Source organism: Actinoplanes sp. NPDC048988, assembly GCF_043197815.1.
GTDB lineage: Bacteria > Actinomycetota > Actinomycetes > Mycobacteriales > Micromonosporaceae > Actinoplanes.
In genome coordinates this window covers 46778-61986 of record NZ_JBICTW010000028.1, presented here as the reverse complement: position 1 = coordinate 61986, position 15209 = coordinate 46778, and the positions used below count along the sequence as shown (strand labels likewise).

Below are 15209 nucleotides of genomic sequence, written 5' to 3'. Positions count from 1 at the left end.
GTTCACACCTGGGAGATGGGCGCCGTGTTCTTTGAGCTGCCTTCTCCAGTGGGGGTGCCGCCGTCGAGGATGGTCTGCAGATCCCCGCGCAGCTTCTGCCAGGACTCCTGAACGGTGGTCTCGGTCTTGTTGTAGGTGAAGGCCGCGGTCCGGACGCCTCCGGCGATCCGGGACAGGACGCCGATCTCCGGGTTCTCTTTGGTGCCGAACAGGGCGGTGGACACCTGAGTCCAGCGGTCGATCAGCTGCTGCGCCTCGTTCTTCGCTTCGCCGGCCCAGCTGATCTGAAGGCCTTCCAGCGCCTTCCCGATGGCGTCGAGAGCGTCCAGCATCTCGTCCACCTTGTCCATGACCGTGTGCTTGGCCAACATGTGCAGCTCGCCGATGGACATGGCCACGTGACCCTGCCCATCGCCCATGTAGGTCTCGCCGACCGGCGTGGTCACGCGTTTCCTCCCTGCGCGGTCAGGTTCTGCACGGCCTTGCGTTCAGCGTCGAGGTAGTTCTGGTAGGTGATCCGCATGCGGTGCAGGATCCCGGCGAGCACGTCGTCGAGATCGTCGGCGCTGCGCTGGTACTCGGTTCGCAGCGGCTCGAACGTCATCGCGGCCGGTGATTGCCAGAGAGTGCTCACCGACCGGAAGTCACGGGAGATCCCGGCGAGACTTTCGTGGACGATCCGGCTTTGAGTCTCTACGACTCCGATAGCCGCGGCGAACTCGTCCATCGCAACGCGGAACTTCGTCGAACTCATTTCCTCGGGCACCTGCACACCTCCAACCGACCACGATAGGGACGGCGCCGGCGCTCCCTCATGTCACTGTTCTGGGTCCCACGAACAGGGCCTCGGGGAGTACCGGGGAGTGGCACATCATGGGGGGATGCCAGCTACATGGTCCAAGTACGACGATCAGCGGCTGCCGAATCCGAAGGACGGTGGTGGCGGCGACGGTGAGGGTGGCGACCAGCCGACGGTTCCGTCGAAACGGCTGCAGATGAACTGGACAGCGCCGCACACTCCGCAGCCGCCGCCGAAGAACACAGCCGGATCGGGCGGCGGGTCGAGCGGCGGGTCGAGCGGCGCCGACGCCGACAGCGACGGCGCGTTCCAGAATCCTGGCGGCGGGTCCGGCACCGGTACGGCGCCGGACTTCGACCGGCTGGAGGTGGCGACCGACGACCTCGCCGCCTACGAGCAGAACATCTTGACGGCCGCCGCCGACCTGGTGAGCCGGTTCAACGCCCTGCGGGACCGCTCACAGACCGTGCTGAGCGAACCGATCTGGGGGCGCGGCGATGGTTCCTGGTACCGGGCTCGGCCGAACCATCAGAACATCGATAACGTCGATCTCATGCCGGGGTTCCTGCCGTCGAACACGGCCGGCGCCGCTCGGAAGTTCGTCCAGTCGATCGCTGCCGCCCAGCAGAACGCGCTGGGCGGGGCAGCCGACAAGATCACGATCAGCGGTATGTTCATCGAGGTCGTGGACGCGACATTGAGCAGTTACGCGCAGATGGACATGATGTCCGTCTCCCCCGATCCGCACCAACTGAAGACGGGCCCGGACGCCTAGGGCGCGTTTCATAGAGTCTGGTCAGAGCCACTCGCTGATGGCGGTGATGGTCAGGACGGTCTGGTAGCGACGCCTCGGTAGCGTTCGAGTCGGTTGATGCCGCATTCCACGGCGTGGCGCTGCTGGTAGAACTCGGGATCGAACTCGTGCGGCCGGCCGCCCTTGGAGCCGAGTCTGCGCCGGTCTGCCCTGACTCGTCCCGGCGGGCTCCCGCGGCGTGCTGATGAGCGCGGCTGGTCATGGAGTCGACGCTGACATCCCAGGTGATCCGCCCGGCCGCGTCCGCGACCGTTTGCCGGGCGGCCAGGATCGGGTGCCAGGTGCCGTTGCGCTGCCAGCGGCGCCGCCCATTGCGCGTCGGTCAGGTCGTGTCGCCTCGTCACCGCTGGGGTGGCCACGAGGTCTCCGGTGCATGGTGCTTCTTGGTCGTTGTACCAAGTACCGGAGACCTCGCCGCATATCGATGACCGCCACGCCGTCGCCCTAGCTGTAGCGACCAGGATCGTTGTCGACGACGGTGGGCCATGAAAACCTTCTCACTGATCAAGCCGCCACGCCCCTTCAACAGCCCTCATGTCTGCCTCCGGGCCGTCCGGGTTCGGCTATGCCTTGACGCAGTTGATCCGCACGGCGCCCCCGGCGAGGTGCGGATACGTCACGTCGTAGCCGGTGGTGCTGCCGCGGTTGGTCAGTTTGACGCCGATGGCGCCGTTGCGGACGGGGTAGGTGCCGAGACCCACCCAGCGGTTGCGGTTCGCGTTCTGATTGACGACCCGCTCACCGCTCGGGCTGGTGTAGGTGGGTGCCCACGCCGAGTTTCCCTGGACGACAGCGAAGTGGGCGCTCTTGGCGGCCACGTCGCGTGCGCTCGCGCTGTTCGGGACGTAAAGCGCCAGGGAGCAGTACTGCGGCACGCTTCCGACGGAGAAACCCCACATGATGTGCTGTCCGGAGGTGTCCGATTGGCTACCGGACATCGGCATGTCGGTGAATCGGCCGTCGCAGCCGTCGCCCGCATGGCTTCCGTGGCTGAGGGTCCACCACCCGGCGTCGCCGTTCTCGTAGAACCCCGTCTCGACATACGACGCCCCGTTGATCGTGCACCCCAGTCCCGCGACATTGGTGTAGGTGACCACTTTGGGACTCGGCTTGGTGGTCGCGCCCGCTTGGCGGCTGGGCTTCGCCGAAGCCGCAGTGACGCCGGACCTGTTGCTCGGGCGGGGCGCGGCGACGTCAGCCGCTCCGCCCGAGGGAGGGGCGGGCCCGCGGCTCGGACGGTCCGCGGCCGGCTTGCTCGTCGCGGCTCGCGGGGACGGCGATCGGCGCGGTGAGGCTGAGACGGAGGGCCGCCCGGGGCTGGCGCTGGCGCCGGCGAGCGCAGCCGGACCGGACGGCTTCGCTCCGTTGCCCCGCAGTAGCACGCTCAGGCCGAGCACGGTGCCGGCCGACAGAACGATGACGAGTGCGCCGACCGCCAGTTTCCCCACCACGGACGATTGCAGGCCGCGGAACATGCCCCGTACGAATGCGCCGACGAAGCCGCCGCGGGCACCCTTCTGGGGAGGGGTGTCGAGAGTTGACATGTCAGATGCTGGTCCCTTCTACCCGACGCGCGACGGGCTCTCCTATCTATGCGGTAGCGGACGCGTCTGAGAAGGTTCCTGATCGGGGACATGGGTTCCGGCCGCGACATGGAATGACTCACATCCACTGAACATCTCCGGCCATCCGGCGTTATCCATGCGTAGGCCGCATGAGCGGACCGGGCAACACCTGGAGTGAAGCGTGACTCGACCTGCGCAACATCACTGCGGAAAGAGACCGCGGAGTTGCTCCACCGCGTCGGCCATCGGCCTGGCGCGGGCGGTGAGGAACTGTTCCGACTGTTGCTCGGCCTGCCGGATCGCCGCCAGTACCTGGTTGGCGACGTAGACGTTGTCATGAGCCATCGCGCCGGGGTCGATGGTCAGTGCCGAAAGCTTGCCGGCTCTCATCACCACGCGGGCACTGCCGTCCGGCGAGACGGCGGTGACTTCGGCCTGGTCGTAGTCCGCTCGAATGCGTTGCGTGTCGGCGGTCAACTCGCGCATGCGGTCGGCGAGCTGCCGGTAGTCGTACGAAGAAGTCACGTTGTCATTTATGCGAGATGGCCGCCGCCTACCACCAGTCCCATTTCGGAGACCTGGGACGCCCACTGCCATTCCCGTTCCTGCCCGCTTGCCGCTCGCGTTCGTCAGCGAGCGCCGATCACGGAGTCACGCTCGAGTATGTCGGCTGTTGCCCCTGAACTGATCCCTGTCATCGACGTCACCCTCGTAGCCTCCAGTCCGCTGATCATGGGCGGTTTGATAAATGCTCTCGGTACGGAGAGGCAGGTCCGGATCCGGCACCGGGCCACTTCGATGTCCTGGTTGCCCGCGACCGCCTCCACCACTGTGGTCGTGGCCGACCTTTACGGCGTGGCGACCGACGACAAGCAGTTCTACTCACGGGCGCCGGAGGGTGCACCTATTGTCGCCCTGTGTGTGCCGCAGAACCCGCCCGACCTGCTGAGCGCGCTCCAGGGAGGTGTGCGCGCATTGATCAGCCGGGAGTCGGACACCCCCGAGTTGATGCTCGCCATTCGCATCGCCCGGCGGGGCGGACTGTACGTCACTCCGGAACTGCACGACCCACTGGTCGACACGACGCGCAACTCCGACCGCGGCCCGCATGAGCTGACTCCCCGAGAGGCCGAGGCACTCCGGTATCTGGCCGAGGGGTTCACCCACGGCCAGATCGGCCGAAGAATGGGACTGGCCGAGACCACCGTCAATACTTACGTCAAGCGAATCCGGCACAAGCTCAATGCCGGCAACAAGGCCGAGTTGACCCGGCGAGCCATGGAGCTGGGCTATCTACAACCTTGACCGTGGGAAATGGCGGATCACCACGCCACCACGCCCTGGCGGGAGGGCTGCAGGGTGCCGATCTCGAGCGACTTCATGGTGATGCCGCTCGACTCCGGGGCCGGGAATCCGTCCAGCTCCGCCACCGGCCCGTCGGTTTCGGCCTGCAGACTCAGGCGGAGTGTGTTGCCGGCGCCGCAGTATGGATCGCCTTTGTCACACGGCCGCCACCGCAGGCCCTCGAACGCCGCCCCGCCGGGTCGCAGGGTCACTGGCATCGCGGGGCCGGGCTGATCGACGGTGCGGGCCGGAACCTTGACCACCTCGCCGGCCGCGTTGACCAGCGAGACGCCGGCATGACCGTCGACCTGGCAGGGGCCGGTCGACTTGTTCGTCAGGCTGACCAGGCCCCACGCCCAGCCGTCGGCGCGGTCCGGCTGATAGGTCACGACGGTCGCGACGTCGTCGTCACGGCACGCCCGCAGGGCGTCCGCCGTCGTGGTCCGCGGGGCCGGCCTACTGGTCGCCGGGGCCGGTTCACCGCTCGCCGGTGACGCACCGCCGGCCGCCGGCGGGATCGGAGTCGAGGGCTGCTGTCCGGTCGAACACGCGGGCAGGGCCAGCACGGCGACCGAGGCAACGGCGGCAAGGATCAGGTGGTTCGCTCTTCTGGCCATGACACCCATCCTCACTCGGATGTGCGCGGAACAGAGGGGTAGGGCATGGTCAGCAGCAGGCGGTACAACCGGGTGATCTGCGCGTCGCTGCCATTGTCGTCGGTGGCGAGCAGCAGGCGGATCCGGCCGTCGGTGTCGCGGCCGGTGACCGTCATCGCCTCGATGTTTCCCAGCAGCGGATTCTTCTGGGGCTGTTTGGCGACAGCCCCGGAAGACGGCAGATCGGCCATGTCGACCAGCAGTTGCTTGTCCAGGACGGGCGTGCCCGCGTACAGGCGCTTGAGTCCGCCGACGTCGACACCCTGTCGCAGGTCGGTGAGGTAGAGGTGCACCCGGTTGCCGGTGTCGTCGAAGCCTCGTTCCAGCACGAGCAGCCGGCCGTCACCGGTGGCGGCGATGTCGGCGACCAGCAGGCCCGGCTCGACGCGGTAGGCGTACTGGGCCGACGGCTGGAATCCGTCGCTCTTCTCCCAGGTCTGCAAGCGCACCACGTCGTCGGGATCGCCTAGCAGCGGGCCCTCCATCGAGGCGACCACGGTTCGCTCGCCGGTCATGGTCATGCCCTCGAAGGCCTCGTTCAGCCGGGCGTTGCCCAGCGGGGCGACGCGGAACTGCCCGGGCATCGGGAGTACGCCGAGCAGTTCGCCGGCCCGGTTGTAGCGGAAGATCTCCGGGCGCTCGGTCGCGATCAGGATCTCGTCGCCGTCGAAGGCGATGGCCTCGCCATCCAGGGGGTGGCGCAGCTCGTCCCGCAGCTTGATCACCTTGACCGGATCGAGCGAGTCGGGGTCGAGGAAGTAGAGCAGGGAGCGATCGGAAAGGGCGGCGATGCGCCCATCGCGGTCCAGGCTCAGACCCGAGAAGTTACCGACGAATTGCTCCTCGAATGTCACCTTGTCGAGGTGGTCGGTGAAGCTTTCCAGCGTGACGTAGTTCTTTTCCATACTCGTCACGACGGACATCGAAATTCACCGTTCGCCGGCGGACGGATTTCTCATGGCGATGAACTCGGCGGCGATTCGCCCGTTCTGGCAACGGAGACCGGTCCGGCGAACGGGCGGGTCATAACGGAAGGCATGCATGGTGTTGTTCAAACGCGTCCTCGCCGGTGTCGTCGGCGTCGTGGCCGCGGCCGCCGTCATGGCGCCCGCGGCCGCGCACACCGCCGCTCCGGCCTATGTCGCCCTCGGCGACTCGGTGGCGGCCGGGGTCGGCGCCCCGCCCTATCTCGACCCCGACTGCGCCCGCAGCGCCAACGGCTACCCCGCGCTGCTGGCCTCGGTCCTGCCGCACAAGCCGGCGTTCCGCTCGGCGGCGTGCGCCGGCGCGACCACCGCGGACGTCGTCTCGAGCCAGCTGGGCAGCCTCGGCCGGCAGACCCGTCTGGTGACGGTGACCATCGGCGGCAACGACCTGGACTGGGACGTCCGGGTGGTTACCTGCCTGCAGGGTACCGACGCCGACTGCAGCGCGGCGGTGGATCAGGCGAAGGCCTTCGCCACCGGCCCGCTGCGGGCCCGGCTGGACGGGGTCTACCGCGCCGTCCAGAAGCGTGCGCCGCGAGCCGAGATCGTGGCGACCGGATACGCGCGCTTCTTCGAGACCACGCCGGGCTGCGCGGCCGTACCGCCGGCCGGTCTGGTCAAGCGCAAGGCACTGAACGAGGCGGTCGATGTGCTCAACGGCGTCATCGCCCGTCAGGCGCATCGGGCCGGGGTGCGGTTCACCGACGTCCAGCCGCGGTTCACCGGGCACGGGCTGTGCGGAGCCGACCCGTGGATTGTGCCGCCGACCGAGGCCGGGGCGTTCCACCCCACCGCCGCCGGTTACCGCTCCGGCTATCTGCCGGCCCTGCGCCAGACCGTCGACTGCCGACGCTGAGGTGAGAAGCCGGACGCCGGCCCGCGCATGCCGTACGGTTCCCGTTCCCGTCGCCCGCGCCGTGCACCGACCGGCGTACGGCGTTGACCAGGCAAGCGTGGACGGCGACGGCTACAGCGTGTCGGCGCGCAACCAGGTCCGCGCCGGCTTCGTCCCCCAATACGTACGCCGTAGCTGATTCTGGACCGCCGGGCCGGCTCCCGTGGAGGGCCGGCCGGCCCGGTGACGTACGGGTCAGCCCTCGCCGCGGGCGTTGCGCGCGGCGGTGGCGATGACCTCGGAAACGACGGCAGCCTGAGTCATGAACAAGGCGTGACTGCCCGGCACATTCGTGACCTCGGCACCGATCCGCTTGGCCATATGCTGCAACATAGCCTGGTCGAACGCCTTGTCCTCACTCGCGATGACGGCCCAACTCGGCTTCCCCCGCCACGCCACGTTCTCCACCACCGCCGAGAACACCGCCATATTGATCGGAACCTGCGAATCCCGCAGAAACGCCGCATCCGCATCACTGGCGTCCGCGGCGAAACCCGCCTTGAACTTGTCCGCATTGATGAAACCGAAACCGTCCTCACCAACATCAATCACGAACTCCGGCGTAGGCCCGAACCCCTCATACTGCTCGGCCGTCGTCTCCCCCGCATCCGGCGCCAGCGCCGACACATACACCAGCCCAGCCACCTTCGGATGCACACCAGCCTCGGTGATGACCGTGCCACCCCACGAGTGACCAACCAAAATCACCGGCCCGTCCTGCCGATCGAGCACCCGAGTGGTCGCCGCCACATCATCCGCCAACGAGGTCAACGGATTCTGCACGATCGAAACCCGGAAACCCTCAGCGGTCAGCCGGTCGTACACACCCCGCCAGCCCGAACCGTCCGCGAACGCCCCATGCACCAACACCACATTTTTGATGTCCATGAGAATGCTCTCTCCCTTGCCCCTCGGTCATCTGTCGCCAACCATGCTGCGACTTGGAGCTCGTGCGCCGAATCAGTCATTCGCCTGCCGCTCGGCGGGTTCGCGGCGGCCGTCTCTCGCGTGAAACCGCCGCCCGGCGACCGTTTCCGGGCACGGTCCGCTCGCCGGCGCCGGTCCCGCCGGCACGCCGGTTAGGTCATTCGACAGATAGCCATCGGACGGCATGACGACGGTCACCGCGGTGAGATTCGACCCGGTTCGCACGTTTGCCCGTTCGGTACCCGAAGTGCTCCCTCCTACCGAGGACGTGTCGATCGTGAGCTCCGCCCCACAGGCCCCGCATCAGCGGTGGTCCAGCATCGTCACCCGGCTACGTCAGCTCAACGTCGAAGCGTTCATATCCACGCTCCTCGACGACGGTCCGTCCACGGCCGCCGAGCTCGCCCGCGCCGCCAACGTCTCGGTGGTCACCGCCAACCGGATCCTGCAGCAGCTCACGGCGGACGAGGTGATCGTCGAGGTCGAGGCCCGGATCGGCGGCCCCGGTCCACGAGCCAGGGTGTTCGCGCTGCGGCGGGAAGCGCTGGCCGTCGCGGCGGTGGTCCATCAGCCCGGCACGCTCACGGCCGTCCGGGCCGGAGCGCATGCCAACGAGGCACCCGTCACCCTGGCGCAGGACGGCCCGCCGACGCCGGAGCACCTGGCCGAGGCATTGAGCGAGGTGGGCGCTCGCCCTGGTGAACTCGCGTATCTGGTGGCCGGGACGGTCCGGGACGGCGACCGGACGGCGGCCGCGCGGGCCGCGTGTCTCCAGACCGAGCTCTCCAGCCGGCTCGGCTGCCCGGTCGCGGTGCGATCCAGTGTCGACCTGGCCGCGGTCGCCGAAGCCCGCCTCGGTCTTGCCCGCGGCGTCGAGGATTTCCTGCTGGTCGCCGACGACGGCATGGCCCTGGTGGTCGGCGGTGAACCACGGCCGGGCGCGCACGGCGCCGCCGGGTCGCTGCTGACCCACGGCGAACGCGTTCTCGGCGGAACCCATGCGCAGGAAGCGGTCTCGGCGATCGTGGCGGCGTGCCTGGTCACGGATCCCGAACTGGTGGTGCTCAGCGCGCACCGCCCACCGGCCGGCAAGCTTCGGGCGGCACTCGCGGATGCCGTGCCGACGCCTCCCAGAGTGGTGAAGAGCCGATGGGGCCGGGTCGCCGCCGCTCTCGGCGCCGTCGAGGTGGCCCGCGAACTCGCTCTCACCGCTCTGCTCGAGTCAGCTTCCCGTGCCCGCGACTGAGCCCCGGACAGCCGAACGGCCCCGGCGGTTCGCCGGGGCCGTTGTGGTCTTCCGGATCAGGGCAGACGCGCCTGCAAGGTGATCACGCGGGTCACCTGATTGGCGCTGAAATTGTCGTCGCTGATCAGGTAGACGCGGTGACCGCGACCGGCGGAGCGCTCGACGGCCATGCCCTCGAGGTTGTCCAGCAGCGGGTTGATCTGGGGCTGCGGGTTGGTCGCGCCGAGGGTCGGACCGGTGACCAGGTCGGTCACCAGCTTCTTGCCGGCCAGGCGGTGCGCCGGCACGGTGGACAGGTTCGCCACCTTGCTCACGTCCGGGGCCTTGTCGCTGATCGCGTACAGCTTGGCGCCGTTGCCGACCCCGGCGGTGAAGGTCGCCTCGAGAACCACGAGCCGGCCGTCGTCGTAGGCGGCCACCTCGGCGACCCGGTAACCCGGGTCGGCCTCGTACCCGATCTGGCGGGCGAGCCGGTAGCCGCCGCGGCCGTCGGCCTCGTAGACGAGCACACGGCGGCGCAGCGCCTCCCCGGTGGCTGGGGCGTCGCCGGAGAGGGCGCCCTCCATCGCCGCGTAGACACGCTTGCCGTCACGCGAGATGGCGAGACCTTCCAGGGTGGCGTTGACCGGCGCCTCACCCCCCGGGGTGACCGCGAAACGGGCCGGCACCGTCAGCTCGCCGCGCTGCACGCCGTCCCGGCCGAAGACGCGGATCGACGGCTCGGCTTCAGAGGTCACCAGGAAGTTGCCGTTGGGCGCGACGGCGATGCCCTCACCGTCGAAGTTGGTGCCGTCGTAGGCCGTACCGTCGGCCCGCTTCAGAGCCGTCGTGGCGGTGACCCGGGGCGCGCCGGGGTCGCGAAGGAAGACCAGACTGGCCGGCTGCGTGCCGGACCGGTCCACGACCGAGACGTAGCCGCGGCTCACCTTGTCGTAGGTGATGCCGGACAGCCCGCCGATGGCGACGCCACCGAAGGTCGTCTTGTTCAGGCTGTCGCTGTAGGAGACCGCCTTGGCACTGGGCGCGCACCGGTCTCCGGCCGACGCCGGCGCTGCCTCGGCACCGGGGACAGCGAGCAGCGGCGCCAGCACGCCGGCCGCCACGGCCGGCGCCAGCAGACGCCTTCGTGCGGGAAACGCAAACCTCATCAACGCTCCTACCGATTGGGGAAATGGCCGGCCTGCGCCGAGCGAGGGGCAGTCCGGCCACGTCACGAACTGAGGGGACGACGGCCCTCAATGTGGAGGCATCAGAAGACCGTCGTCCACTCTGTCCGACGCGGCGCCGGGCGTTCCGTTCAACCGGAGACGCCCGAATCTTCGCGTCTGACACCGGTTGACGCTGTTACGCATCGGGCCGCCCGAAATTCAGTACATCGGCCGAAGCCTTCTGTCGGATTTGTCATCGCCGCTGTAGTTGCCGCCACATAGGCCTCGGGAAAAGCTGTGGGTGGCGCGCCTGACCGCATCGATCCAGGAGGTTCAAGCATGGGCAAGAGGATTCGTACCGTCGCGGGTCTGACCGCAGCCGGCGTAGCGGCGCTGGTAGGTCTGCAGGTCCAGCCGGCGCAGGCCGCCGTCGACGTTCCGGCGTCGGGGTTGAGCATCTTCGAGGGCACCTTCGCCAGGGTCCTGCTCTACGTCCCCCAGCCCGACGGCAGCTGCGTGCCGATGCCGGCGACCGCCGGTTCGCTGACCGGGGAGCGCATCGTCTCACAGGTCAGCGCGTTCACCGGCCCCAACTGCACCGGACTCCAGCAGAACCTCGGCACCTTCCGCACATTCACGGCCGGGAAGTACCAGTCCTTCCGGGCCTACACGTTCTGATCGGCGCCTGCCCTCCGCCGCCGCCTTACGCGTCCCCGCGCGAGGCGGCGGCCATCCCCTCGTAGAGCCGGACGTATCGGGTAAGCAGCTCACCGGCGTCCGGCCGGCCGGCCAGGGCCAGGGTGTTGTGGCCGATTCCCAGCGCCTCGGGCAACGCCAGGGCGTGCAGCGGGATCCCGGCCGCCTCGGCCATCCGGCGCGGAATGGAGGTGGCCGCGCCGGTGTCGACGACATCGTCGAGCGAGCTGATGGCCATCGCGATCGAGCGTAGGCCGGACGGCCGGGGCGGGGTCCGCAGGGTCTGCGCGATCGACAGGTACCGGCCCACCGCGGCCAGCGAATACCCGCGGGAGGTGCGGCGGTCCGGCAACAGGCCTCGCGCGTAGCCGAAACTGAGCAGGCGGACGGCCGGGCCGGGCAGCTTGGGCGAGGCCGGCCCGAAGAACGGCGAGAGCAACAGCAGGCGGCGTACGACGTCGTCGCGATGCTGAGCGAGCCAGGCGGCCAGGATCCCGCCGGCCGAGATGCCGACGACACCGATTTCGTCACCCAGGCCGGCCGCGATGTCGAGACCCTTGGAGGCGTACGAGATGAGGTCCCGCACGCTGCCGCGATGAGACGCCTGCGGATCGTTGGTGCCATGATTTGGCATCCGCGGGATCCAGACGTTGTACCCGCGTGCGTGGAAGTCGCGGGCCAGAGCATCCATCTGCTGCGGCCCGTGGGTGTACCCGTGCAGGAGCAGCACCGCCCGCGCCGTGCGGTCCCCGTGGCTGAGCAGGGCACTGCGCGACTCGGGTCGCACCGCCGCGTCGGCCGTATCGGCCGCGACGACCGCGCTCGCCGCCTGGACGGCCATCGCGAAGAATGAAATATCGTCGAGGGGTCTCATCGAAGACAACGACGACCGCGCGGGGCCGTCGTTCAAGTCGCCTCGCTCACAGGGGTGACTGTGAGAAGGTTTTGGCCGGTTCGGCTGAACTTCGCGCGAAATGGCGGAGACCTGCCTGTTTGCCGCGTGACTACTGGTCGTTGGACGAGGGGTGCCGTGGTTACCGTTTCGCGGTGTCGCCTCAACCGCACAGTCTGCTTTCCGGGCGCTACCGTCTGATCGATCCGATCGGTGAGGGTGGCATGGGCCGGGTCTGGCGTGCCCTCGATGAGCTGCTGCACCGCGAGGTCGCGGTCAAGGAAATCACCCCCGAGGGCCTGACCCGCACCGAGCTGGGCGACCTGCGTGAGCGGGCGATCCGTGAGGCCCGGGCCATCGCCCAGATCAGCCATCCCGGGGTCGTCCGCATCTTCGACGTGGTCGACGACGAAGCCCCCTGGATCGTCATGGAGCTCGTCCGGTCCCGTTCCCTGCACCAGGTGATCGCCCAGGACGGCCCGCTGGCGCCGCGGGAGGCGGCCCGGATCGGCCTGGGCGTCCTGGCCGGCCTGCGCGCGGCGCACCAGCGGGGCATCCTGCACCGTGACGTCAAACCGGCCAACGTGCTGCTGGCCGACGACGGTCGTGTGCTGCTGACCGACTTCGGCCTGGCGATGATGTCGGGCGACTCGTCGATGACCCGTACCGGCGTGGTACTCGGCTCGCCGTCCTATCTGGCCCCCGAGCGTGCCCTGGACGAGCCGGCCGACGCCAAGGCCGACCTGTGGTCACTCGGCGCGACGCTGTATGCCGCGATCGACGGCCGTCCGCCGTACCTGAAGTCGAGTCCGATGGCGACGCTCTCGGCGCTGATGACCCAGCCGCCACCCGTCTCCGAGCGGGCGGGTGCTCTTCAGCCCGTGCTCGCCGCCCTGTTGCGCCGGAACCCGGCCGAACGCGCGGACGCCGACGAAGCCGAACACCTGCTGCGAAAGGCGTGGGAAGGCACGCCCGAGCAGACGACAATTGCCGCTACCCGGCCGCTCACACCCAGCCCGAGATCGCGGCGACGCTGGCTGATTCCGGTGGTGGCCGCGGCGATTGTGGCCGCCGGCGTGGCACTGGCCCAGCCGTTCAAGGACGCCACCCGGCCCGGAACCGCGGCCCCACCGGCACCCGGGCTCTCCGCCGCCGCGCCGGTCACCGGGTCAAGCAGGGCCGCTGCTCGTCCGAGCGCCACGAGGACCGGTACCACCAGAACCGGCGCCCCTTCCGCTGCCGCGGCCCCAGCGGCATCGGCGCCCTCGGCGCCGCCGACGACCAGGACCGCGGTCGCGGTCGTCTCGCCGCCACCGCCCGTGGCCGCCGTCGGGAGCACGATTCGTAACCACGGCACCGGCACGTGCCTGCAGCTACCGGGTCCTGGGGGCGAGATCCAGCTCTGGCAGTGCGACGGCTCGGACCGCCAGCGCTTCCATTTCGCCGTCGACGGGACCCTCCGCGTACTGGGTCAGTGTGTCGAACTCGGATCGGTGGCGAGCGGCTCACGGATGCGGGCGGCCACCTGTTCCGGATCAACGCTTCAGCAATTCACCTTGAACGCCGCCCGCGACCTGGTGAACCCGCCGGCCGACATGTGCGTGGACGTGCCCGACTGGAACGCCGGCAACGGGGTGGCGGCCCAGATCTGGAGCTGCGCCGGCACCGACAACCAGAAGTGGAACTGAGGATTTCCACGCCCGGGTGAACAAAACCGCCGGGCCGACGTCAGGAAGATCGACGGCGGCCTTCCGCGCCCCCGGAAGGCCGCCGTCATGCGGACCCGCATCAGCGTCGACAAGGGAGTCACAGTGAGTCTTTTCGTGCCCGGAGCCGACGTGGACGGCGGCGGTCTTCATGTGCCCGCCGGTCAGGGAGTGACCAAATGGTTCTCCGGCGACGTCTACACCGTACGGCTTCAGGCCGCCCAGACCGGCGGCTCGGTCGGTATCGTCGAGGCCAGCGTGCCCCCGGGCGGCGGACCGGTGCCGCACACCCACGCCGAGCAGGAGGAGACCTTCTACGTCCTCTCGGGCGAGCTGGAGTTCCTGGACGGTGAGCGCACCTTCACCGCGGTGACCGGCGACATCATCCACATTCCCCGGCTTCGGCGACACCGGTTCACCAACGTCGGCCTGCACACGACGAGGCTGCTGTTCATCTACACGCCGGCCGGCGCCGAGGGACTCTTCCTCGAGGGCGGCGACGAGCCGCAGCCGGGCGTGCAGGTCGACAACTGGGGACCGGAACGCTTCGACGAGCGGATGCTGGGCCTGTTCCACAAGTACGGCGTGGAAGCCGTTTAGCTCCGTTCCGATGTTCCGGAAGCTTCGCACCGCCGCCGCGGTTGTCCTCGTGACTCTCGCGGCGGCGGCGTTGTATCTGTGGCCGCTCGACGACGACGCGCTGCGGCCACCGGCCGAACCAATGTCCACCGCCACCGTTCGCATCGCCGTCCAGGCCGCGCAGGAGCGGGCCGATCCCGGGATCAGGTCCGACAGCTTCGTCCACCCGCGACCGAGCGAGTAGGCCGTCGGGCCATCGCGCAGATCGACCATCCGGCCTGCCGGTGCCCAGCTCGGGCCCCTCTGCCCTCGGACATCGACACCGTCACGCTCTCCTCCTAGCCACGACGAGGACGCCATGAATTTTCCCTACGTCATGCGCTGGTACGCCGGCGGCCCGGAACCGGTGGAGCGCCTCGTCTCGACCTCGATCGAACTCCGCCGGTCCTTCGAGATCGTCACTCTGGAGACGCTGTACGCCGAAGTCGTCTGCGAGGTCGACCTGGTGGCGCTCAACCCGAGGCCGGCCCAGCCGCCGCTGATCCGGTTCCTGGCCGGCCATCCGGCCGCCTCGCGCGTCATCATCCACGGCGGCGGCACCGCCCACTTCGTGCGGATGCCCAGCTGTGCCGAGGTCTCGGGCGAGGTGCTCGTCGTCCGGCGGGGCCACACGACGCCGGCCGATCCCAGGACCATGCGGGTCCCGGCCGACGCCCTCTACGAACTGATCGATTCCATCTGCACCCGCAACCGCCTCCCGGGCCGCGCCGAATTGGTCCACCTGCGCTCGGACTGAGCGGGTCGGCCGACGTAAAGAGCTGATAAAGAAGCCGCTGACGTCCACCCGACGGCCCGGCCGGAAGAATGATCAGCTCTGGCTGCCGTACGGCCCGACGCCGACGCCCACCAACTCTTGACCGGGATCGGCCCTCGAACGCGTCGTATCCATCAGCACA

Annotated in this window: 18 protein-coding genes; 9 read left to right on the top strand and 9 right to left on the bottom strand. The window is 69.0% G+C overall.

Annotated elements, in window-relative coordinates:
- Positions 1–2: 2 nt before the first annotated feature.
- Both ACGFJ7_RS45290 and ACGFJ7_RS45285 read right to left on the bottom strand, forming a co-directional pair.
- Complete coding sequence (locus tag ACGFJ7_RS45290) at positions 3–446, bottom strand: hypothetical protein (RefSeq protein ID WP_360261126.1); 444 nt, start codon at positions 444–446, stop codon at positions 3–5.
- The gene (locus tag ACGFJ7_RS45285; RefSeq protein WP_360261129.1) at positions 443–766 is read right to left on the bottom strand and encodes a hypothetical protein; all 324 of its coding nucleotides are present in this window, start codon (positions 764–766) and stop codon (positions 443–445) included. Before ACGFJ7_RS45285 ends, ACGFJ7_RS45290 begins: the two co-directional genes overlap by 4 nt.
- 97 nt (positions 767–863) lie before the next feature.
- Here ACGFJ7_RS45285 and ACGFJ7_RS45280 point away from each other — a divergent pair, with 97 nt between their 5' ends.
- Positions 864–1574, top strand: coding sequence for a hypothetical protein (locus ACGFJ7_RS45280; protein ID WP_392648535.1), 711 nt, complete (start codon positions 864–866; stop codon positions 1572–1574).
- Between the two features lie 602 nt (positions 1575–2176).
- On the opposite strand, the gene ACGFJ7_RS45275 is transcribed toward ACGFJ7_RS45280, so the two are convergent.
- A complete protein-coding gene (locus ACGFJ7_RS45275; RefSeq protein WP_392648532.1) occupies positions 2177–3088 on the bottom strand; it encodes a hypothetical protein in 912 nt (303 codons plus the stop codon).
- Positions 3089–3379: 291 nt separating this feature from the next.
- Entirely contained in the window at positions 3380–3703 is a 324-nt protein-coding gene (locus ACGFJ7_RS45270) for a YbaB/EbfC family nucleoid-associated protein (protein ID WP_360261136.1), read from the bottom strand.
- 138 nt (positions 3704–3841) lie between these two features.
- Between ACGFJ7_RS45270 and ACGFJ7_RS45265 the strand changes: the two genes are divergently transcribed.
- Positions 3842–4483 (top strand): response regulator transcription factor, encoded by a 642-nt coding sequence (locus tag ACGFJ7_RS45265; protein WP_392648528.1) that lies wholly within the window; start codon positions 3842–3844, stop codon positions 4481–4483.
- 17 nt (positions 4484–4500) lie between these two features.
- On the opposite strand, the gene ACGFJ7_RS45260 is transcribed toward ACGFJ7_RS45265, so the two are convergent.
- Positions 4501–5139 carry a DUF4232 domain-containing protein gene (locus ACGFJ7_RS45260; protein ID WP_392648526.1) on the bottom strand — a complete coding sequence of 213 codons (639 nt, stop codon included), beginning with the start codon at positions 5137–5139 and terminating at the stop codon, positions 4501–4503.
- 11 nt (positions 5140–5150) lie between these two features.
- Positions 5151–6083: an esterase-like activity of phytase family protein gene (locus ACGFJ7_RS45255; RefSeq protein ID WP_392648562.1), complete on the bottom strand. Its 933-nt coding sequence runs from the start codon at positions 6081–6083 to the stop codon at positions 5151–5153.
- 136 nt (positions 6084–6219) lie between these two features.
- Here ACGFJ7_RS45255 and ACGFJ7_RS45250 point away from each other — a divergent pair, with 136 nt between their 5' ends.
- Positions 6220–7020: an SGNH/GDSL hydrolase family protein gene (locus tag ACGFJ7_RS45250; protein ID WP_360261143.1), complete on the top strand. Its 801-nt coding sequence runs from the start codon at positions 6220–6222 to the stop codon at positions 7018–7020.
- 234 nt (positions 7021–7254) lie between these two features.
- Here the strand turns inward: ACGFJ7_RS45250 and ACGFJ7_RS45245 are convergent, their stop codons facing one another.
- A complete protein-coding gene (locus ACGFJ7_RS45245) occupies positions 7255–7947 on the bottom strand; it encodes an alpha/beta hydrolase (protein ID WP_360261146.1) in 693 nt (230 codons plus the stop codon).
- Positions 7948–8263: 316 nt separating this feature from the next.
- Here ACGFJ7_RS45245 and ACGFJ7_RS45240 point away from each other — a divergent pair, with 316 nt between their 5' ends.
- On the top strand, positions 8264–9232 hold the full coding sequence (locus ACGFJ7_RS45240; protein WP_392648522.1) for a hypothetical protein: 969 nt from the start codon (positions 8264–8266) through the stop codon (positions 9230–9232).
- Between the two features lie 56 nt (positions 9233–9288).
- Here the strand turns inward: ACGFJ7_RS45240 and ACGFJ7_RS45235 are convergent, their stop codons facing one another.
- The gene (locus ACGFJ7_RS45235; protein ID WP_392648519.1) at positions 9289–10380 is read right to left on the bottom strand and encodes an esterase-like activity of phytase family protein; all 1092 of its coding nucleotides are present in this window, start codon (positions 10378–10380) and stop codon (positions 9289–9291) included.
- Positions 10381–10719: 339 nt separating this feature from the next.
- On the opposite strand from ACGFJ7_RS45235, the gene ACGFJ7_RS45230 reads away from it, so the two are divergent.
- The gene (locus ACGFJ7_RS45230; protein WP_392648516.1) at positions 10720–11058 is read left to right on the top strand and encodes a hypothetical protein; all 339 of its coding nucleotides are present in this window, start codon (positions 10720–10722) and stop codon (positions 11056–11058) included.
- Positions 11059–11083: 25 nt separating this feature from the next.
- On the opposite strand, the gene ACGFJ7_RS45225 is transcribed toward ACGFJ7_RS45230, so the two are convergent.
- A complete protein-coding gene (locus ACGFJ7_RS45225) occupies positions 11084–11950 on the bottom strand; it encodes an alpha/beta hydrolase (RefSeq protein ID WP_392648513.1) in 867 nt (288 codons plus the stop codon).
- Positions 11951–12123: 173 nt separating this feature from the next.
- On the opposite strand from ACGFJ7_RS45225, the gene ACGFJ7_RS45220 reads away from it, so the two are divergent.
- From ACGFJ7_RS45220 to ACGFJ7_RS45205, 4 genes are all read left to right on the top strand, one after another.
- A complete protein-coding gene (locus ACGFJ7_RS45220) occupies positions 12124–13656 on the top strand; it encodes a protein kinase (protein ID WP_392648510.1) in 1533 nt (510 codons plus the stop codon).
- Between the two features lie 123 nt (positions 13657–13779).
- The gene (locus ACGFJ7_RS45215) at positions 13780–14274 is read left to right on the top strand and encodes a cupin domain-containing protein (RefSeq protein ID WP_360261162.1); all 495 of its coding nucleotides are present in this window, start codon (positions 13780–13782) and stop codon (positions 14272–14274) included.
- 10 nt (positions 14275–14284) lie between these two features.
- Positions 14285–14497, top strand: a complete 213-nt coding sequence (locus ACGFJ7_RS45210) for a hypothetical protein (protein ID WP_392648506.1) — start codon at positions 14285–14287, stop codon at positions 14495–14497.
- Positions 14498–14611: 114 nt separating this feature from the next.
- Positions 14612–15049, top strand: a complete 438-nt coding sequence (locus tag ACGFJ7_RS45205; protein ID WP_360261167.1) for a hypothetical protein — start codon at positions 14612–14614, stop codon at positions 15047–15049.
- Positions 15050–15209 lie beyond the last annotated feature (160 nt).